Annotated in this window: 19 protein-coding genes and 3 pseudogenes; 13 read left to right on the forward strand and 9 right to left on the reverse strand. The window is 42.8% G+C overall.

Features of this window, described 5'->3' with window-relative positions:
• Positions 1 to 106: 106 nt before the first annotated feature.
• The 4 genes from rplI (at position 107) to MAE_RS03270 (ending at position 2,765) form a co-directional block, all read left to right on the forward strand.
• Positions 107 to 565: a 50S ribosomal protein L9 gene (gene rplI / locus MAE_RS03255; protein WP_012264300.1), complete on the forward strand. Its 459-nt coding sequence runs from the start codon at positions 107 to 109 to the stop codon at positions 563 to 565.
• 99 nt (positions 566 to 664) lie between these two features.
• Positions 665 to 1,249, forward strand: coding sequence for a chromophore lyase CpcT/CpeT (locus tag MAE_RS03260; protein WP_012264301.1), 585 nt, complete (start codon positions 665 to 667; stop codon positions 1,247 to 1,249).
• Positions 1,250 to 1,271: 22 nt separating this feature from the next.
• The gene (gene xth / locus MAE_RS03265; RefSeq protein WP_004163269.1) at positions 1,272 to 2,072 is read left to right on the forward strand and encodes an exodeoxyribonuclease III; all 801 of its coding nucleotides are present in this window, start codon (positions 1,272 to 1,274) and stop codon (positions 2,070 to 2,072) included.
• A gap of 138 nt (positions 2,073 to 2,210) precedes the next feature.
• Positions 2,211 to 2,765 carry a hypothetical protein gene (locus MAE_RS03270; protein WP_041803751.1) on the forward strand — a complete coding sequence of 185 codons (555 nt, stop codon included), beginning with the start codon at positions 2,211 to 2,213 and terminating at the stop codon, positions 2,763 to 2,765.
• Here the strand turns inward: MAE_RS03270 and MAE_RS03275 are convergent, their stop codons facing one another.
• The 4 genes from MAE_RS03275 to MAE_RS03290 form a co-directional block, all read right to left on the reverse strand.
• Positions 2,766 to 3,083: a hypothetical protein gene (locus MAE_RS03275; protein ID WP_002763627.1), complete on the reverse strand. Its 318-nt coding sequence runs from the start codon at positions 3,081 to 3,083 to the stop codon at positions 2,766 to 2,768.
• Between the two features lie 119 nt (positions 3,084 to 3,202).
• Positions 3,203 to 4,096, reverse strand: a complete 894-nt coding sequence (crtR, locus tag MAE_RS03280; protein WP_012264304.1) for a beta-carotene hydroxylase — start codon at positions 4,094 to 4,096, stop codon at positions 3,203 to 3,205.
• Positions 4,097 to 4,257: 161 nt separating this feature from the next.
• Positions 4,258 to 4,677: a helix-turn-helix domain-containing protein gene (locus tag MAE_RS03285; RefSeq protein WP_004163265.1), complete on the reverse strand. Its 420-nt coding sequence runs from the start codon at positions 4,675 to 4,677 to the stop codon at positions 4,258 to 4,260.
• On the reverse strand, positions 4,661 to 4,954 hold the full coding sequence (locus tag MAE_RS03290) for a type II toxin-antitoxin system HigB family toxin (RefSeq protein WP_148204780.1): 294 nt from the start codon (positions 4,952 to 4,954) through the stop codon (positions 4,661 to 4,663). Before MAE_RS03290 ends, MAE_RS03285 begins: the two co-directional genes overlap by 17 nt.
• A 142-nt stretch (positions 4,955 to 5,096) precedes the next feature.
• Here MAE_RS03290 and MAE_RS28365 point away from each other — a divergent pair.
• From MAE_RS28365 to MAE_RS03310, 3 genes and pseudogenes are all read left to right on the forward strand, one after another.
• Positions 5,097 to 5,674: pseudogene (locus MAE_RS28365) on the forward strand (ISKra4-like element ISMae43 family transposase); the annotation flags it as partial.
• Between the two features lie 76 nt (positions 5,675 to 5,750).
• Entirely contained in the window at positions 5,751 to 6,599 is an 849-nt protein-coding gene (locus MAE_RS28370; RefSeq protein ID WP_012264307.1) for an IS630-like element ISMae21 family transposase, read from the forward strand.
• Positions 6,600 to 6,626: 27 nt separating this feature from the next.
• Positions 6,627 to 7,112, forward strand: a pseudogene (locus MAE_RS03310) (ISKra4-like element ISMae43 family transposase); the annotation flags it as partial.
• A 237-nt stretch (positions 7,113 to 7,349) separates the two neighbouring features.
• Here the strand turns inward: MAE_RS03310 and MAE_RS03315 are convergent.
• Complete coding sequence (locus MAE_RS03315; protein WP_012263965.1) at positions 7,350 to 8,759, reverse strand: IS4 family transposase; 1,410 nt, start codon at positions 8,757 to 8,759, stop codon at positions 7,350 to 7,352.
• A gap of 282 nt (positions 8,760 to 9,041) precedes the next feature.
• Positions 9,042 to 9,233 carry a hypothetical protein gene (locus tag MAE_RS31480; RefSeq protein ID WP_148204722.1) on the reverse strand — a complete coding sequence of 64 codons (192 nt, stop codon included), beginning with the start codon at positions 9,231 to 9,233 and terminating at the stop codon, positions 9,042 to 9,044.
• 233 nt (positions 9,234 to 9,466) lie between these two features.
• On the opposite strand from MAE_RS31480, the gene MAE_RS03325 reads away from it, so the two are divergent.
• Together MAE_RS03325 and MAE_RS03330 are read left to right on the forward strand one after the other, a co-directional pair.
• Positions 9,467 to 10,030 carry a PEP-CTERM sorting domain-containing protein gene (locus MAE_RS03325; RefSeq protein WP_050766269.1) on the forward strand — a complete coding sequence of 188 codons (564 nt, stop codon included), beginning with the start codon at positions 9,467 to 9,469 and terminating at the stop codon, positions 10,028 to 10,030.
• Between the two features lie 45 nt (positions 10,031 to 10,075).
• Positions 10,076 to 11,119: an IS630-like element ISMae22 family transposase gene (locus MAE_RS03330; RefSeq protein WP_012264312.1), complete on the forward strand. Its 1,044-nt coding sequence runs from the start codon at positions 10,076 to 10,078 to the stop codon at positions 11,117 to 11,119.
• 260 nt (positions 11,120 to 11,379) lie between these two features.
• On the opposite strand, the pseudogene MAE_RS03335 reads toward MAE_RS03330, so the two are convergent.
• The 3 genes and pseudogenes from MAE_RS03335 to MAE_RS03345 form a co-directional block, all read right to left on the reverse strand.
• Positions 11,380 to 12,876 (reverse strand): annotated as a pseudogene (locus tag MAE_RS03335) (IS5-like element ISMae6 family transposase).
• A 409-nt stretch (positions 12,877 to 13,285) separates the two neighbouring features.
• Positions 13,286 to 13,693, reverse strand: a complete 408-nt coding sequence (locus tag MAE_RS03340; RefSeq protein ID WP_012264315.1) for a PIN domain-containing protein — start codon at positions 13,691 to 13,693, stop codon at positions 13,286 to 13,288.
• Positions 13,683 to 13,904: a hypothetical protein gene (locus tag MAE_RS03345; protein WP_041803755.1), complete on the reverse strand. Its 222-nt coding sequence runs from the start codon at positions 13,902 to 13,904 to the stop codon at positions 13,683 to 13,685. The genes MAE_RS03340 and MAE_RS03345 overlap by 11 nt, the downstream gene beginning before the upstream one ends.
• A gap of 114 nt (positions 13,905 to 14,018) precedes the next feature.
• Here MAE_RS03345 and MAE_RS33940 point away from each other — a divergent pair, with 114 nt between their 5' ends.
• The 4 genes from MAE_RS33940 to gltB all read left to right on the forward strand — a co-directional run bounded on the left by MAE_RS33940 (position 14,019) and on the right by gltB (position 19,680).
• Positions 14,019 to 14,186 (forward strand): hypothetical protein, encoded by a 168-nt coding sequence (locus MAE_RS33940; protein WP_012264316.1) that lies wholly within the window; start codon positions 14,019 to 14,021, stop codon positions 14,184 to 14,186.
• An 84-nt stretch (positions 14,187 to 14,270) separates the two neighbouring features.
• On the forward strand, positions 14,271 to 14,552 hold the full coding sequence (locus MAE_RS03350; protein WP_002750657.1) for a DUF433 domain-containing protein: 282 nt from the start codon (positions 14,271 to 14,273) through the stop codon (positions 14,550 to 14,552).
• Positions 14,549 to 14,896: a DUF5615 family PIN-like protein gene (locus tag MAE_RS03355; RefSeq protein WP_012264318.1), complete on the forward strand. Its 348-nt coding sequence runs from the start codon at positions 14,549 to 14,551 to the stop codon at positions 14,894 to 14,896. The genes MAE_RS03350 and MAE_RS03355 overlap by 4 nt, the downstream gene beginning before the upstream one ends.
• A gap of 209 nt (positions 14,897 to 15,105) precedes the next feature.
• Positions 15,106 to 19,680, forward strand: coding sequence for a glutamate synthase large subunit (gltB, locus tag MAE_RS03360; protein WP_012264319.1), 4,575 nt, complete (start codon positions 15,106 to 15,108; stop codon positions 19,678 to 19,680).
• Positions 19,681 to 19,686: the final 6 nt, after the last annotated feature.

Genomic DNA, 19,686 nt, shown 5'->3' on the forward strand with positions numbered 1-19,686 from the left:
CCCAAGTAGTTTTTCCATAGCTAACTGACAGTCCGGATGGGAGGACAGATAAAAACGATTGCATGGTATGATAGGGGTTTTGGAACTATTGTTTTAGGTCAAGATCATGGCGAAACGAATGCAGGTTATCCTCAATCAAAAAGTCAGCAAATTAGGTGAAAATGGCGATGTGGTGGAAGTGGCCCCCGGTTATGCGCGCAATTACCTTATCCCCCAAGGTGTGGCCGTTTTAGCCACCAAGGGCGCGATTAAACAGGCAGAATTTAGGAAAGAAAAAGAGCGTCAACGTCTCCTCGCTGAAAAACAAGAAGCGGAAACCAGAAAAACTGCGATCGAAAAACTCAGTCCCTACAGCATCCCTAAACAGGTGGGTGAAAACGAGGCCATTTTCGGTACTGTCACCAGTCAAGATGTGGCTACGGTTATTCTAGAAAATGCTAAATTAGAAATCGATCGCCGTGGTATTACCGTCCCCGATATCGGTCAATTGGGAGTCTATAAAGTACAAGTCAAACTCCATCCCGAAGTTAGTGCCGATATCGAAATTAAAGTAATCGCACAATAACAATTATCGGGGCATAGTTATCAGTAATCAGTGAAAATTTATCAGAGCGATTAACTAGCTGATGGCTGCTAGCTAATAGCCATTCACATCTCAAAAACTATGACTCATCCCACGGATATAAAAACCCTAGCGCGCTGGATGGCGGCGGATTTTAGTAATCAAGAACAAGCTTTTGCTAATCCGCCTTTTTTTGCCCATATTCGCGTGTGTATGCGCCCTTTGCCCGATGAATTACTGAATGGAACCAGCTTATTTTTAGAGCAGGCCTACGATTTTATGCTCAATACTCCCTATCGTTTGCGAGTATTTAAATTATCGTTAGTCGATGATCATATTGAACTAGAAAACTTTAAAGTTAAAGAGGAAGCTAACTTTTTTGGTGCTTCTAGAGAACCCCAGCGTCTCAAAAATCTCACCTTAGACTTGTTAGAACCGATGCTGGGTTGTGATATGAATGTCACTTGGACAGGTAACAGTTTTAAAGGGGTGGTGAAACCGGGTAAACAATGTTTAGTCTTTCGCAAAGATAGAATGACTTATTTAGATAATAGTTTTGAAATTAGTGAACGGGGATTAATTAGCGTTGATCGCGGTTTAGATCCCGAAACCGATCAATTAGTCTGGGGTTCGATCGCCGGTCCTTTTGAGTTTGTGCGTCGCACCAGTTTTGCTGAGGAAGTGTGAGAAAAATTATCGGTTTTTAGCTATGAAAATCGCCACATGGAATGTCAACTCGATTCGCAGCCGACAAGAGCAGGTAATTAATTGGTTACAACTCAATCCCGTTGAGGTTTTATGCTTGCAAGAAACTAAGGTAATCGATCGAGATTTTCCCAGAGAAGCTTTTGAATCTTTGGGTTATCATCTCTATATTTCTGGACAAAAATCCTATAATGGTGTGGCGATTTTTAGCCGAAAACCCCTGGACGATATCACTGTGGGATTTAGTCCCATTATCGGCGAAAATTTAACAGGAGAACTAGACGAACAGAAACGGGTAATTACTGGAGTAATCGGCGATATTCGGATTATCAATCTCTACGTTCCTAATGGTTCTTCCCTAGATAGTGACAAGTATATTTATAAGCTTAAATGGTTAGAAACTCTCAGGAAATATCTAGATAAAATTATTAATTCTCAACCAGAAGAATTATGTATCTGTGGGGATTTTAATATTGCCTTAGAAGATAAAGATATTTATGATCCCAAGGGCAAAGAAAATCATATTATGTCTTCAGCTAAAGAAAGAGAAGCTTTAGAAAAGGTGTTAGAAATTGGCTTACAAGATGCCTTTAGAAAATTCACCTCGGCAGCGGGACATTATAGTTGGTGGGATTATCGCAGCGGTGGTTTTGCTCGTAACCGAGGTTGGCGAATCGATCATCTTTATTTAACTCCTCAGCTATACGAAAAAGCCGTTAATTGTCTGATCGATCGAGAACCCAGAAAACAAGAAAAACCTAGCGATCATACCCCTGTTATTCTGGAAATATCAAGCCAAAAATAGCTAAAGGATCAACCTAGACTTTGCACAGCCAGAATTTTGCTCTCTTAGCTTCCCTAACCAGGGACTTTCACCTTGAGGATTTATTCGGCAACGAGAAAATGCTATGATTCGGGTTGAATTTACCAAGTTTATTAAATTATGCGTTCTCCCCAATTAATTGTTCTATTGCTCGGTTTATCCCTTCTCCCCGGCATCTCCCCCGCTTTTGTCCATGCTAATCCCTCGATAGTGCCAGTGAAACAATCGAGTAATCGCGATTGGGGACAAAAAATCAGCGAAGCGGAAATTAAAGCAATGATTGAAGACATTCAAACCGCTATTAAAGATAAAAATATCGCCCTAATCCTCAAACACTATGCCCCGTTTATTTCCTCGCAATTGACCATTAAAACCGATGCTAGTACCGAAATTTTTGAGTTAGATGGCATCACGGAACATAAAATATTTTTAGAGGAATCCTACAAAAATATTAAAAGTATAGAGGTTCTTTCTGAGAATTGGGACGTGGATATTCTTGCTAATAACGAGATGGCGATTGTCACTCGCGAGCGAGTAGTCAATATTACCAACACCGAGGGTGATAACTATATAGTTGCATCGGAAGCGGTGGCTAAAGTCGCTCCCATCGACGGCAAATTGAGGATATTTTCCATTCAAGAAACCGCCGAAGTGGGACGCAGACCAAAAAAATAATCAACCTCTCCGGTTGGGACTAGACCAACCCGACTCCCGCCGTCTTCTTCCCTCGATAAAACCGTCATCATAGTCTCTAGAATTGCGCGGATTATCATAGCGGGCAAAGTTAAACCCGTCCTCTAGTCCGCGCTGAAATTCTTGCTCTGGTGGCACAAATCGATAACGTTGTCTATTATCCTGTACCGCCCGGTTGATTAACAAGGCCCCCGCTCCAATACCCACGGCCTCACCAAAGGTTAAAGACTTAGCATAATCGATGTTAATTGTCAAGAAAGTTGTTGTTAAAATTAAGGCTTTTCCCCAATGCTGACCCATAAAATCCTCCTTCAAAAAATCAAGTTGACAACGAAACCAGTACAGATACAGAGTTTCTCATAAAATCGACCACCGACTCCCCAAAACGAAAACCTTGTACCTCACCATTACGATAACTGCTATGAGCTAGATTTAGAAGAATGGGAGTGAAAGCGAATCCCCAAGAAGACATCGTAGAGGAAACTCCAGAAATTCTTACCTTGCAGTAAACCTAAAGACTGTTCACAATCTTTCGCATCTAAAAGCGGTTTAGTGGCATAGTATGCCGGTTGGTATTTGTACCAGGGAATCGACGGCCAAAGATGATGCACTAGATGATAATTCTGTCCTAAAATCAGCAGATTTAAGAGGGGACTGGGGTAAACTCGGGCATTTTTCCAACGATTGCGCTCTTGGAAAGGACGATGGGGGAGATAATCGAAAAATAAACCGAGGGCAATTCCCACCACTAAAGCGGGAACAAACCAAAAATTCATCACATAGCTGATAAAACCGTATTGACAGGCGAAGATGACTATGGTAGCAACAAAAAGACGACTGAGGAACCATTCCAGCAGTTCGTATTTCCGCCAGAGTTGCCGCTTAAAAAAGAAGATTTCATGATAAAAAAATCTGGCCGCAATCATCCACAAAGGGCCGCCAGTGGAGACAAAATGATCTGGATCATTTTCGGGATCGTTAACGTGAGCGTGGTGCTGTAAATGGACTCTAGTGAAGACCGGAAAGGCAAAACCGAGCATTAAAGCACTGCCATGACCTAAAATAGCATTAAATAGCCGATTGCTATGGGCAGAATTATGAGAGGCATCGTGGATAACTGTCCCCGATAAATGTAAAGCGAGGACATTAGCACTAAAACAAATCCAGTCGGGCCAGGACCATAGCCAATAGCCACAGGTAGATAGGGTTATTAGGCTCAAGGCACTAAAAAACATGGTAACGTTTGGGTTGAAGCCCCCCGGTGCTTTTAAATACTCTTTGGGGACTGTCAGCAACATCTCGGCCGACTGCATTATGGGTGTTGCTCCTTATTGTGTTCGCTTTACTGGCGTAAATTATCATACTACGGCTTTTTCATAAAGTTTTGTAACATTATCTTAATTAATCTAAAGTTATGAAGAAAGTAAGGATTTGTTATATGGTCTTCCCCCCCAGTCCCCGAGGGAAAGCGAGGCTACAAGAGAAAATCACGGGCGCTTAACGCCAGTTTCGCACTTAAACGATTAAAAAATTCGGCTAGAGACTCGGCTTGAGAAGGAGCGATCGCCTGTTTCCCCCCTATCACCGATTCTACTCTATCCCGATCGCCGAAAATATCGACAAGACACTCCCTATCGATATCGAATTCATCAAGTAAAGATTCTAAGGTAGCGGTAGGATTTGTTCGGGCGATCGGATAATGTTTCCGCTCGTATTCTTCCACTAATAACACCAATAAATCGAATAATAGTCCTTCGTCATTGCTTAACTCCCGTGACATCATCCCTTCAATTATGCTTAAAAATCGCTCGTATTCTTGGGAGTTATTAATCGGTTTCGGTTGATACTGCAAGAGTAAATCACCATAGGTTAATGGATTAGAAGTAGGGATCATTTTTCCAGTTCTCCTTATTGTATTCAGCGTGACTTAGAATATATTTAACGAAAATGGTTTGACGAGAATAATTGATGTCAGCGATTAAACGGTATTTGTTTCCCTTGATATTAAAAACTGTAAAATTTCCCACCGCCTCCGCCTTCGGGTAGCGACCTTGAACCTCTACTAAATTTTTCCAGTTAGCCTTACTAGCGAAGTTATACCAATCCCTAAGAGCGTCTTCTGCGTCCGAGTGGCGTTCCCAAAACTCTCCTAATTTGACTTTACTGATCAGGGAGCATCTCACTTATGCAATGAGTATTAATACTTATAGCCGTCAACAACTAGAAAATCTTCAACTTGATCACAAAGAGAAATGAGATTATAATAGTTATAACTTACAATTCAGAATAGCTCTCGATGGGAGGAATAATTCAATGTTATCAGAAAATGAAAAAAGAATTAAAGAGTTATGTCAAGAGTTAGGGCAATGTCTCTATGAGCAATCCCCAATTAATAAATTTAATAACTTGGGAGAGATAGAGGAGACAGTCAGAGATTTAATGATTCAGTATGTCAACCCAGAAATCGGTATTTTTTTGTCAAAACAAGCACAGGAGAAACAGCTGGTCGGACAAGAAAAGTGAAAAGTATTTTGGGGGAATTACCAATTACAGAAAAACAAGCGAAAAAATTAGAAATAAAGTCTCGGACTCAGATGAGTCCAATGTTAGAGAAGAACTGTTTGCTATTAAGTGGCGATGAATCCTACGAGAAATCGGCGCAGAAAATCAAATCATTGACAGGGATTGCTGTTTCTCACAGTACCCAACAACGCCTCGTACATCGCTATGCTTTTGAAGAATTACCGTCTAACCCAGAAGTGGAAGTGGAAGAAATGAGCCTAGATGGCGGTAAGGTACGACTAAGAACTGCCAAGGGAAAAGCCTTAATTTGGCGTGATTATAAAGCAGTGAGTTTTCATCAACTGGGGGTAGCGGCTTTTTTTCAAGATATAGTCATTTCAAATAAGTGTGAGACGAGGGAAAAATAAGGTAAAATCAAGAGAAACGAGCAACCCATACAGAAAAATGTCTTATAGCCTAGACTTGAGAAAAAAAGTAATCGATTATGTAGAGAATGGGGGAAGCATAACCAAAGCCGCCGCTCTATTTAATATAGGAAGAGCGACGATATATAGATGGCTAGGTAGGGAAAAACTGGAAGCAACAAAGGTAAAACACCGTCAGAGAAAGCTGGACTGGAAAGCACTGTCAAAAGATGTCCAAGAAAATCCCGAGGCAAGATTAAGAGACAGAGCCGAGAAATTTGGAGTGAGACCAAGTGCCATTTGCTATGCCTTAAAAAACATGAAAGTTACCAGAAAAAAGAAGGAACTTCGTTATAGAGAAAGAAACCGAGAAGAAAGAATGAAATACTACAGAGTGCTGAGAGAATTGATTAAAATATATGGAAGTGAAAGCCTTGTATTTATTGATGAGTCAGGGTTTGAAGAATTTCAAGCCTGTTTTTATGCTTGGTCAAAAAAAGGGAAGAAAGTCTTTGGAGATAGACAAGGAAAACGAGGAAAAAGAGAGAACCTTGTCGCTGGTAGAAGAAAGGGAAAAAAAGACTTTATTGCACCGATGGTATTTACGAGAAGCCTGAATGCCGAAGGTTTTGAAGGGTGGTTATCTTTATATTTGTTGCCCTCTCTAACCATAACATCAGTATTAATTATGGATAATGCACCAATTCATCGGAAGACAGTCATTAAACAACTGGTAGAGGAAGCAGGTCATCAGGTCGTGTTTTTGCCAAAATACTCTCCTGATTTAAATGATATCGAACATGATTTTAGTGCATTAAAGAGGGCAAGAATGTATGCTCCTGTGGGGACACCCCTTGATGAAATTATTCGTACTTATTGTGTCGCCTAGTGTCTCGTTCTTATTTGAAATAACTATAACTCAGCTTTATTAGATTTGGTTAATTCTCAAGTTTTGGCCAAGCCTTTAATTTGTTTAGGAGATGGACATGATGGTATCTGGAATTTATTTCGTGAGATAGGAGAGAAACAGGAAAGAATTGAAATATTGGATTGGTATCATTTAATCGAAAACCTCTATAAAGTTGGCGGGTCATTCCAGCGAATTGAGGAGGTAAAATGTTTTCTCTGGAAGGGGGAAGTGGAGGCGGCTATCTCTTGTTGTGAAGGATGGTCAGAGCCGCAAGTTGAGAATTTTATTACTTATTTAAACAAGCATAAACATCGAATTGTCAATTATGGTTATTTGCAGGCAGAGGGGATTTCCATTGGCTCTGGCTCCGTCGAATCAAAAATTAAACAAATTGCTCATCGTCTTAAAATTACTGGTGCAAGTTGGGAATCTGGTAATGTACCGCAAGTCCTTCGTCATCGCTGTGCTTATCTAAATGGTTGCCTTTTTTAACTTTTTTATTGAGATCATTAAGCATTTCTACTTATTGCAAAGGTGAGATGCTCCCACTGATCACGCCCATCGATCGCTAGTTTTATTGTTGTTTTTAACTTAGATAAGTAGCTGGTTATAATTAAATTAAAAATGGATTTTAGGTTCGATCCCCCCTGCCCCCCTTGATAAGCTATCCATTAGTCACATCTTTCTTAACATAAAATTTGACAAAAAGAGAAAAGTGTGCCAGATGGCTCAAGGGGGTTCTATAGGGGGACTAATTTGATGAGATAGTTTCCAAGTCTGGCTGATATCATGTAACCTTCGCAGTCCCAACCAAATAGTTTTAACACCAGGTTCACCGTCACCTTTTCTACCTAAAAACCCCCCAAGAGAAGCAATCATTCTGACCGCTTCTCGAAAGGAGGGCGGCTTTTCAGGTGGCGGACTCTTTTTATGAATAGTGGCACACAAAGATTGCCATTCATGTTCTTCCAAAAAACTTTCACAACTCTCCTCTCCGTGTAAGCGTGCTTGATAGGTTAACCAAAGTAATCTCCAAGCTACAATTGAATAGGTAGCTAAGGCCATCTCAATTCTCCTACCCGTTTCTAATTGCAGTTTTTCTAATCCACAACCACTTTTTAAAACAAAATGATAGCGTTCTATTAACCAGCGATAACTATACCAGCGCACACAGGTTATCGCTGATTCAAAGCTACTAATGTCTAGGCTAGTTAAGAGCAGCCAACTGATAGGATTAACTCCGCTATGCGGATTTTCTTCTTCAGCTAAAATTACCTGTAATTTGACCGGTTGACGAGGGGTCGCCTTGGAGTGATGGCTAGGTACTTGTATTTCAAAACTGGCAAATCTAACTGTTAGTTTAGCTAGTCTAGCCTCGTGATTAGGATTGCGTTTTACTTGCACATCTAAGGTCCCACAGGCTTTTATTTCTCTGATGGATTGATGTAAATATTTAGGCTCTGAATGCCCTGACCTTTGCTTGTCTTCGAGATAGTTAACTTTTCGGTTATGAGTTCCTCGAATTAATAAATGAGAGTTAGGACTTCTTGATTGGGCAAATAAATCAAATATGTCTGCCTCACAATCTCCGATTGTTACTACTTGAATATCTTCGGGTATCTGTTGTTGTGTTTCTGACAAAGAATCTAACCATCTTTGACTTTCTTTTTCTTGGGTTTCTCTTTTTTTGCGTTGCTTGGCAATCCCTAAATTCTTTTCTTCTCTTGCCCAGACATATTGATTAATCAGTCCTAAAGGTATTCCGACTGGGGACACTCCTAAGGTGGTATGAACTTTGAGACCAAAGGATTTTTTATAATCTAGATAACCCATGCCTTTTTTGGCTTTTTGCGTCGTAAAGTCTAAACTTGTTGTGTCTTGCACTGCCAAAACTATTGGATGTTCTTTGATTCTTTCTACTGTACTTTTGGCCTGGGCGGCAATTATATCTGAGGGGTGAAAATAGGGGGAATTCCAAAAGTCGTAGGTGGCACTCGCTGCGGCTAGATTTCCTGAAGCTTGTGGCACACTTGTACTAGGTTGACTGGCCAAGTTTTCCACGATACTGATTAACCTTTTCTTTCTTCTGGTGTCCCCTAGGTCTGCATACTGTAATTCTTGGGCTGCCCATTTCTCCATTTTTTTGCTTACCTCCACCTTAATTCCTTCTTTCAAAACTATACCTATCAATCGTTTCCCCTTTTTTTAAGTTTCTTCTCTTTTTGTTAAGAAAGATCCGACTAATGGATAGCTTGATAAGGGGGGTGCCGATAGGCGGGGGGATCCCCCTTAATAAGGGGGGTGCCGATCCCCCCTGCCCCCCTTGATAAGGGGGGTGCCGATAGGCGGGGGGATCCCCCTTGATAAGGGGGGTGTCTGACAACTTTTAACGCCTACCTACTTAGGGCTTGCTGAATAAATCTAAAAACCTTGTTGGGTAAGACTTTTAGACCTTTTGTCAATCAAAAAGTAATGGATATGGGAGTGATCGGGGGGAAATTTAGGCACTTTTTCCCTGAAAATTAGGTAATTGGCCACCTCAAAACTGGTAAAACCCCACACCCCACACCCCACACCCCACACCCTGCCCCCAGGAAAAACTTTTTGCCGCAAACCCTACTTAAACATCGATCGCTCTAATAATTATAGTGTATGCCAATTTTACCGATCGCTCCCCGCACCCCAGAAAAGCGCACCACTTCGCCGCTCTCTTGGGAGATCGCCCTAAATCCCCAATCGAGTAATCAATAGCTAGATGAAGCATAAAAAATATAAATAACAAAAACCTTGACAAAATCGGGGGGGGGTGGTAAAATTCGTGGGAATTTAGCTAAACAATGTATTCTATGCCACTTAAAAGTTCCTTTTGCTATTCCGTCGCCCTCGCCACGGTAGCCACCGCCACCCTCGCACCAGTTGCCAGCGCCGCAACTTTTAACTTTTCCTACACCTCCAGCGCAGGAACCATCACTGCGACGGTTGACGGAACCCTGCAACCAGATAACAACACGGTATTCGTCAGTTCTATCAGTAATACCACCTTTAACGGCTCTCCCGCCCCCGCTCTTCCGTTCGTAGGTTCTTTTGCCGGTGTCATCTCTAGTGGTTCTGTAACGGGTCAGGCGGTGCTATCCTTAGACGGATCGGGACTAGATTTTGCCGCTTGTGACACGACGTTGTGTAATAATAATGGATTCGGCTTTTTAGCCAGCACGTTCGCTTCCATCGGTGGCTACGGTAGTCTTAGTGCTGGCGAACGCTTCGTTATCACCAATTATTCCCTGACCCCGGTTCCCGAACCAGCGACGGTTCTCGGTTTACTCTCTGTTGCCGGGGTGGGTTTATTGTGCAAAGGCCGGAAACTATACTTTGCACGGCTACAACTTGCATTTTTTACTCAAGGACAATAATATAGTTTAAGAGTCATAATTAGAAGCAAAGCACTCATTAAAAACATGATTAACCTAGAATTCACGGAAGAAGAAAAGAACTCACTGTATTATGAAAGATTTCATCATCCCCATCCCCGGGTTCAACTGAAGATGGAAGTTCTCTGGTTAAAAAGCCAAAAGATACCGCACCAAAAAATTTGTCAGTTAGCAGGAATCTCGCCAAATACCTTATTAACCTATCTTCGAGATTATCAAGAGGGCGGAATAGAAAAATTAAAAGAAATCAACTTCTATCGCCCTAAAAGTGAATTAGAGTCTCAAAGAGAAACGCTCAAAAAATATTTCGAGAAAAATCCACCAGCCACAATAAATGAAGCTGTATATAGAAGAGAAGAATTGACAGGAATAAAACGAAGTCCTACCCAAGTGAGAAAATTCTTAAAATCCTTGGGAATGAAATGTTTAAAAATAGGTTCTCTTCCTTCTAAAGCTGACCCAGATGAACAAGAAGAATACAAAGAAAAAAAGCTAGAACCCAGACTAAATGAGGCTAAAGAAGGAAAAAGGGCTGTTTTTTTTGTTGATGCCGCTCACTTCGTCATGGGAGCATTTCTCGGTTTTGTTTGGTGTTTTGAGAGACTTTTTGTTAAGTCACCGAGCGGGCGTAAACGCTTCAATGTTTTAGGAGCATTAAATGCAATAACTCATGAAGTTATTCTGGTTACGAATGACACTTATATTACGGCAACTCAAGTCTGTGAACTCCGGTCAAAAATAGCTGCTTTAGGACTAATGATTCCCATCACTCTAGTCTTAGATAATGCCCGCTATCAAAAATGTCAAATTGTTGAAGAATTAGCTCTTTCTTTGTCAATAGAACTGCTCTATCTGCCGTCTTATTCACCTAATCTAAATTTAATTGAAAGGCGGTGGAAATTTGTCAAAAAGAAATGTTTATATGGTAAATATTATGAAAACTTTTCTGACTTTTCTTCAGCCATTTATGAATGTTTGAATGATGCCCATTTGAAACATAAAAAAGAACTGGATTCCTTGCTGACTCTACGATTTCAGAAGTTTAATAAATCTCAGATTATGAACGTCTAAAGTATAGAAAAGTAATTTTGACCGACTGATCCCCCTGCCCTCCTTATCAAGGTGGGGTTGACTCATAAGACCTCTTGCAAAAGTCTTAAGTCGATCCTTGTACAGCAACATTTTTGAAGATTATCAACTACTAATAAATAATTAACTGAAAGTCCTTCCCATTATTGTTTCTATCGTTTGTTTTCGGATTTATGCAAGAGGTCTATAGTAGGGTTTGCTGAAAAAGTCATTGAAAAGTACAGGTCTCTTAATCAATGATTTCACTTAGCTACAAGCATAAGCTTTAGTTGTTGATTAATTTTTAAGTTATAACTTATCCTAATCATTGACCGAGAAAAAGTGCTGTTTTTCCATTTCAGACATAAAAAAGCCCAAAAAACCTGCCTCAACAGGTTAGAAAGATTCATGACTAAAAAAGTAATAGCAATCGCTGAAAAGGAAGTATGAGGAAGTTTAGCCATCACTTTACCTAAGCTAAATCTTCTTTTCCCTTGTCCAAATTTGCCCTCTATACAATTCCGAATCCTCTCATCATCAGTAGCTTGTTTCTTTTGTTCTTTACTAACATTTTTGGCTGGTCTTCCTAATGGGGGACCACTGATTCTGATTCCCCTTTCTTTACACCAAGCTCGGTTTTCTCTGGTTCGATAAATTTTGTCCACATGAACTGATTCTGGATAGTATCCTGTATAGTCATAATAAGCTTCTATTTGTGCTTTTAAATCTCCCGATTCATTAAAGTTATCCCAACTAATCCGGTCTAAAAATATGTAACCATCTATACAGCTTGCTGAGAATTTGGCCCCAAATTCTACGGGTTTTCCAGCTTTTCCTCTGACTATCGGACGGATGTGGGGTTGAGTTAAGCTGACAATTCTGTCTTCAATACTCTGTTTGTTATTTTGGTACATCCAGAGTTGTTGACGATAAACTTCTGTGACTACTAACAACAGTTTATAGTCTCTTTTTTTCAAGCTTTGTAGAGAGGCTCCTTCTGCTAAAAGTTGTTCAATATGGTCGAGATTTCTTTTCAGATATTGCAGCTGTTTTTTCAGGGCTTTTCGTCTTTGTTTGACGGTAGGTTTTCTTTTTTTCGCTACTTCTAAATAACTTTTTCTGGCTAGAAGACGATAGGTTCTCGGTTTTTGAACAAGTTTTCCTTTTAAAGTTTCCTAGAGAATATCAATAATTTTTTCGGTTTGTTTTCTTCCTTGATTTAACAGGTTTAAATCCGTAGGATAACTAATATCTGCGGGCGCACAACTGGCATCTAAAATTAATTTACCTCGATTTTCTGGTTGACTTTGGGTTTCGCTCTCTAACTTTTTTTCGGTGTTTTCTTCTTCTTTTATTTCTCTCGAATTTTTGACCATAAAGCGATTCACTTTATTAATTAGTTCCCGAGTGATTCTTTCTCGAAAGTGAACCAACATTGACGCTTCAAACCGGGGTTCATTGCTGTAGGATGAAAACCCCAAGAAGTATTGTAAATAAGGATTTTCTTTGATTTGTTCTACCGTTTCTCTATCGCTTGTTCCTAATTTTTCTTTAATAATTAATGCTCCTAGTGCTGTCCTAAATGTTTTGGCGGGTGCGCCCATTTCTTCTGAAAAAAGTGATGCGTATTCCGCTTCAAATTCTGACCAGGGAATGAGGTTGGCCATAATTACCCAACGATTATCTTGGGATAATTTCCCCTCAAAGGGCAGCTCGAAGTTTTCTGGTGGGGTTGAGGGTAACTCGCTTTTACGGTACATTAGCACTAATTAGAGAAGATGCAAGGGTGATGCAAGGGTTTTAAGAGATTCTAGCAGATTTAAGTGCATTTGGGAAGCTCTCAATCAAGCTAAAAGCCCTTTCCTGTAAGGTTTTTAGATTTATTCAGCAAACCCTATAGTAGGGTTGATTCATAGTGGGACTTAGGCGTTTTCGGTCAGCAAAAAAGGCTCAAACCATTACGGGACAAAGGGTTAACCTCGATTTATGATTTTCCTTGATATATCTGGGTTTCAGCGATTTTGGGCTTCTCGAAGTAAATCCCAAGCGGGGATTGGAGTTGAGGCTTTTCTCGATTTGTTTTTTGTCTAAGTCCCAATAGTAGGGTTGATTCATGAATCAACCCTACTTATCAAGGGGGGTGTCTGACAACTTTTAACACCTACCTACTTAACTAAAGGGATTAACGATCATCAATTGATTCTCGATTCGCTGACCATCTTGTAAATCTTCACTGTAGAGAATTTGACAGCCCGCTTCCAGAGCGCTGGCCAGTATTAAACTATCAAAGTAACTATATTGATAACGTTCCGCTAGATTCAATGCCATCTCTATCGTATTAACAGAAACGAGGACGATTGGGAATCCCTCGGAAAGCTCTTGTACAGCGTCTCGAATTTGCGAATAGCTTAGGGAAAATTTCCGTTTTAATACATTTATCGTTTCATTTAAAACCTGTGTACTAATCCAAGCCTCACCCGATCGAACACAATCAATCGCTCGCTGTCGTTTATCCGGCTCATCCTCAGAATACGCGTAAATTAAGACATTAGTATCGATAAAAACTTTATCGGGCATTAGCCTCGTCCCGATCGAATCTAAATCCCCGTGTATTTAAAGAAATCGCCTCGAACATCGTTTTTTCAGTTTTCTGGCTCGGATCGGGGACGATTTCCGAGTCATCCAAAACAATCACCCGCATCATCTTACCTTCCCATCGAGAAGAATATCGGGGGGGAACGCTCACCTGACCGTTATGAATAACCGTCCTAAATTCGATCGCTTCCATACATAGCTCCAATTAAACCCTATCTCTACTTTAGCTCTAGAGTCAAGCTATCATAGCTCGGACGTATTTTAGAAACTAGAATAAGGTTAAAAATCGCTTGCAGGGTTTAAGGTGATGGACGAAAAAGAAACAGGACTAAATGAACGGGAACTAGAGGAAATTCTGAAAATGGCACGGGATGCGGCGGAAAAAGCCCGATCGATGTGCGAGGTAATTACAGAAAATTCAAAAAAATGGCGAGAAAGAGCGAAACAATCGCCGCAAGTGAGATCGGGTGGCTGAAGTAACCGAACCGATATTTATGGGGAATAGTCGGGGGTTCGATCGATACGATAAACTAAACGATATCCACTCCAGAAAACCGCGATGGTTCAAGCGACCGAATATCTCTATATCGTTCGAGACGACGAGATTTTACACGGGGAACCAATTATCAAAGGAACGCGTACACCCGTCCGCGCCATCGTCGAAACTTGGCGTCTGGGGGTCGCTCCCGAAGAAATACCCCTAGGAATGCCCCATCTGACGTTAAGTCAGATTTTCAGTGCGTTGACCTATTACAGCGACCATCTAGAGGAAATTAACGCTTATATCGAGCATAACCGCGTTCCCGACGACTTAATCGATCCGCTGCTAAAAAATTCGTGAATAATCTCTTTATCCGTCTCTATCTAGATGAAGATGTTAACGTTTTAATCGCCGAGTTGTTGAGAGCGAGGGGGTTTGACGCGATTACTGCGAGGGATGCGGGACAACTTAACGCCACAGATAAAGCACAACTCGCTCACGCGGTGAGTCAGGGGAGAACCTTAGTCACTCACAACCGAACCGATTTTGAAGAACTGGTTCGCGATTACTTCGATGCCAATCGAACCCATTACGGGGTGATTTTCGCCGTCCGTCGCCCTCCGCGAGAGATCGCAACCCGTTTACTGGTTATTCTTGATCGAGTGACTGCGGACGAAATGCGAAACCAAGTTCGATATATTTAATCGCCAAGAAAAATCGCCGTGACCCATTTTTAGGTTCTAGAATGGTCGGAAGTTGGATTCGGTGTAAAGGAACCCTTGTCACATCGAAACATTTCCTTAAGATATAAGACCGAAGGTCCAGTCTGGATACAAAATTGATATACCTAGAATCGCTACTCTGGCTCACCCTCTAGGCCATTCCCTTCCAGACTGCTAGGCTATTAGACAAGATGAATAACAATCAAACTCCACGGAAACAAGGACTATACGATCCCCGATTTGAACATGATGCTTGTGGTGTCGGTTTTATCGTTCATAAAACGGGTAAAAAGTCCCACGATATTGTTGAACAAGCCTTAACAATTTTACTAAACCTCGATCACCGTGGCGCGTGCGGTGCGGAAAAAAATACGGGAGATGGGGCGGGTATTTTATGCCAAATCCCCGACCTATTTTTCCGGAAAGTGACCAGTAATCTAGGTTTTACCTTACCGGCAGCGGGACAATACGGGGTAGGAATGCTCTACACGGCCCCTGATGCCGAAATTCGCGGGAAAAGTCGCCAGGAATTCGAGAAAATCGCCGCCGAAGAGGGGTTAAAAGTTCTCGGTTGGCGTGATGTTCCCACGGATAACTCCAGTTTAGGCAATTCGGCCAAATCTACCGAACCCTTTATCGAACAGGTTTTCATCGAACGCGATGCCAATTTAAGCGATGATCTGGCCTTTGAACGCAAATTATACGTTATTCGCAAACGTTCCCACCTCAGTCGTCAATCCTTTAATCGTTACTGGTATCCTTGCAGTATTTCTAGTCGTACCATTGTCTATAAAGGGCAATTAATGCCGGTACAGGTGGGTGACTATTTTCCTGATTTACACGACCCCGACTTTCAAAGTGCTTTAGGATTAGTCCATTCCCGTTTTAGTACCAATACCTTCCCCAGTTGGGAACGCGCCCACCCCTACCGTTATATTGCCCACAATGGCGAAATTAATACCCTGCGAGGTAATATTAACTGGATGCACGCCCGTCAGTCGATGTTTGCCTCACCCTTGTTCGGGGAAGACATCAAAAAAATCCAGCCGGTTATTAATATCGAGGGTAGTGACTCCTTAATTTTTGATAATGCCCTAGAATTAATGGTTTTATCGGGGCGTTCTCTCCCTCACGCTGTCATGATGATGATTCCTGAACCCTGGGCGGCCCACGAATCGATGAGTGACGAGAAAAAAGCCTTTTATGAATACCATTCCTGTTTGATGGAACCCTGGGATGGTCCGGCCTCGATCGCTTTTACCGATGGTACGATGATGGGAGCAGTGTTAGACCGCAATGGTTTACGTCCTTCCCGTTACTACGTCACCAAAGATGACCTAGTAATCATGGCATCGGAAGCGGGAGTTTTACCCATTGAACCAGAACGCGTCGCTTTTAAAGGTCGTCTGCAACCCGGCCGGATGTTCCTTGTGGATATGAAAGAAGGTCGTATCGTGGCCGATGAGGAGATAAAAGAAGGTATTGCCAAAGCTCATCCCTATCGCCAGTGGTTAAACGAAAATTTAGTCAATTTAGATGATTTACTGGCCGTTGAAACTGCGCCACCGGAAACTGCTGTTTCCCTAATTCAACAGCAAACCGCTTTCGGTTACACTTTTGAGGAATTACGTCTTTTATTAGCTCCCATGGGCCGGGATGGAGTGGAAGCAGTGGGTTCCATGGGTTCCGATACACCCCTAGCCGTCTTGTCCGATCGCCCAAAACTGCTTTATGATTACTTTCAGCAGTTATTCGCCCAAGTCACTAACCCCCCGATTGACTCGATTCGCGAAGAAATTATCACCTCTCCCATCACCACTATCGGCGCGGAGAGAAATCTCCTGGATCCGCAGCCAGAAAGCTGTCACCTGATTAAACTTAACTCTCCCATCCTCACCAACGCCCAATTAGCGCGTTTACAGGGCAATAGCGAATTTAAAACCGTGACTATTCCCATTCTCTTTGATCCCACTTCGGGAGTCGAGGGAATGCGTAGCACAATTGAGGCAATTTGTCAAGAGGTGGACGAGGCAATTTTAGCGGGCGCGAGCATTATTATTTTAAGCGATCGAGGTATCGATAAAAATCACGCCCCGATTCCCTCACTGCTGGCGGTTGCTGGTTTACACCACCACCTCATCCGGCAGGGAACCCGTACCAGAGTCGGTCTTGTCCTGGAATCCGGCGAACCCCGGGAAGTGCATCACTACGCCCTTTTACTCGGTTATGGTTGCGGTGCGATTAATCCCTATCTAGCCTTTGCCACCCTCGGCAGTATGATCGAGGAAGGTTTATTGGTAGGAGTTGACCACCAGAGTGCCTGTAAAAACTACATAAAAGCCGCCACCAAGGGCGTAATTAAAGTGGCCTCTAAAATTGGCATTTCTACCCTGCAAAGCTACCGTGGGGCGCAAATATTCGAGGCTATTGGCTTAAATCGATCGGTAGTCGATCGCTATTTTACTTGGACAGCTTCCCGCATTGAAGGGGCCGATTTAGAAATTATTGCCAAAGAATCCCTACTCAGACACGGCCACGCTTTCCCCGACCGGGACGTGAATGTGCATACCCTCGATATTGGCGGTGAATATCAATGGCGTAAGGACGGGGAAGCCCATCTTTTTAGCCCAGAAACCATTCACACCCTGCAACAAGCGGTAAAATTGGGCAAATACGACCTCTTTAAGAAATATTCCCAACTGGTCAACCAACAAAATCAAAAATTCTTCACCCTGCGGGGATTATTAACCTTTAAAAACCGGGAAAGTATCCCCATCGAAGAAGTGGAACCGATTGAAGCGATTATGAAACGCTTTAAAACCGGGGCCATGAGTTACGGGTCTATTTCCAAAGAGGCCCACGAATCCCTCGCTATTGCCATGAATCGTATCGGTGGCAAGTCGAACACCGGGGAAGGGGGCGAAGATTCCGAGCGCTACACTTGGACAAATGAACAGGGAGACTCGAAAAATAGTGCCATTAAACAGGTGGCTTCCGGCCGTTTTGGTGTCACCAGTCTTTACCTCTCCCAAGCGCGAGAATTGCAGATAAAAATGGCCCAGGGGGCAAAACCGGGCGAAGGCGGTCAATTACCGGGTAAAAAAGTCTATCCTTGGATTGCCAAAGTCCGTCACTCCACCCCCGGAGTCGGTTTAATCTCTCCCCCACCCCACCACGATATCTACTCGATTGAAGACCTCGCGGAGTTGATTCATGACCTAAAAAATGCCAATCGCGCGGCGAGAGTGAGCGTAAAACTGGTTTCTGAGGTGGGAGTTGGCACAATCGCCGCCGGAGTCGCTAAAGCTCACGCCGACGTGGTTTTAATCTCTGGTTTCGATGGTGGGACCGGTGCCTCACCGCAAACCTCGATTAAACACGCGGGTTTACCCTGGGAGTTGGGACTAGCAGAAACCCATCAAACATTGGTGTTAAATAATCTTCGCAGTCGCATTGCGGTGGAAACCGATGGCCAGATGAAAACCGGCCGCGATGTGGTGGTGGCGACCCTATTGGGGGCCGAAGAATTCGGTTTTTCCACCGCGCCACTGGTAACGTTAGGCTGTATTATGATGCGGGTTTGTCATCTTAATACCTGTCCGGCGGGGGTAGCGACCCAGGATCCGTTATTACGGAAGAATTTCATCGGGGATCCTGAATATACGGTGAATTTCATGAAATTTATCGCCCAGGAAGTGCGGGAAATTATGGCCGAATTGGGATTCCGCACCTTAAATGAAATGGTGGGGCGAACTGATGTATTAGAGCCGAAACAGGCTGTAGAACATTGGAAAGCGAAAGGAATTGACCTAACTCCGATTCTCTATCAACCGGAGGTAGCTCCAGAGGTAGGACGCTATTGCCAGATTCCCCAGGACCACGGTTTAGATAAGTCCTTGGATATAACCGTTTTACTGGATTTATGCAAAGATGCCATTGAAAAAGGCGAAAAAGTCAAGGCGACACTACCGATTAAAAATATTAACCGCGTGGTGGGGACGATTTTAGGCAACGAAATCACTAAACGTCACTGGGGGGGTTTACCCGAAGATACCGTACATCTCCATTTTCAGGGCAGCGCGGGGCAGAGTTTCGGTGCTTTTGTTCCCAAAGGGGTGACACTGGAGTTAGAAGGGGATGCTAATGATTATGTGGGTAAGGGTTTAAGTGGTGGCAAAATCATCGTTTATCCGCCCAAAGGTTCCACTTTTGTGGCCGAGGAGAATATTATCATCGGTAACGTGGCTTTATACGGCGCGACCAGTGGTGAGGTGTATATTTCTGGGGTTGCTGGGGAACGTTTTGGGGTGCGTAACTCTGGGGTGACTACGGTGGTTGAGTCCGTTGGCGACCACGCTTGCGAGTATATGACTGGGGGTAAAGTCGTTGTTTTAGGGCCCACCGGTCGCAATTTCGCCGCCGGGATGAGTGGTGGTGTCGCCTACGTCCTCGACGAGTCGGGGGATTTCGCCACTCGTTGCAATACCCAAATGGTGGCTTTAGAGGCGCTAGAAGCGGAAGAAATCGACGATTTACGCGAGTTAATTCAACGCCATGCTGATTACACCCAAAGTCAAAAAGCGGCATTGGTTTTAGCAAATTGGTCGGAAATGTTGCCCAAGTTTGTTAAAGTAATGCCCAAGGATTATAAGCGGATGTTGCAGTGTATTAAAGAGGCGTTAGATTCCGGTTTAACCGGCGATTCTGCCCTCGATGCGGCTTTTGAAGCCAACGCCCGCGATGTGGCAAGGATTGGCGGCAGTTAGAGTTTC

The sequence above is a fragment of the Microcystis aeruginosa NIES-843 genome (assembly GCF_000010625.1).
GTDB classification, from domain to species: domain Bacteria; phylum Cyanobacteriota; class Cyanobacteriia; order Cyanobacteriales; family Microcystaceae; genus Microcystis; species Microcystis aeruginosa.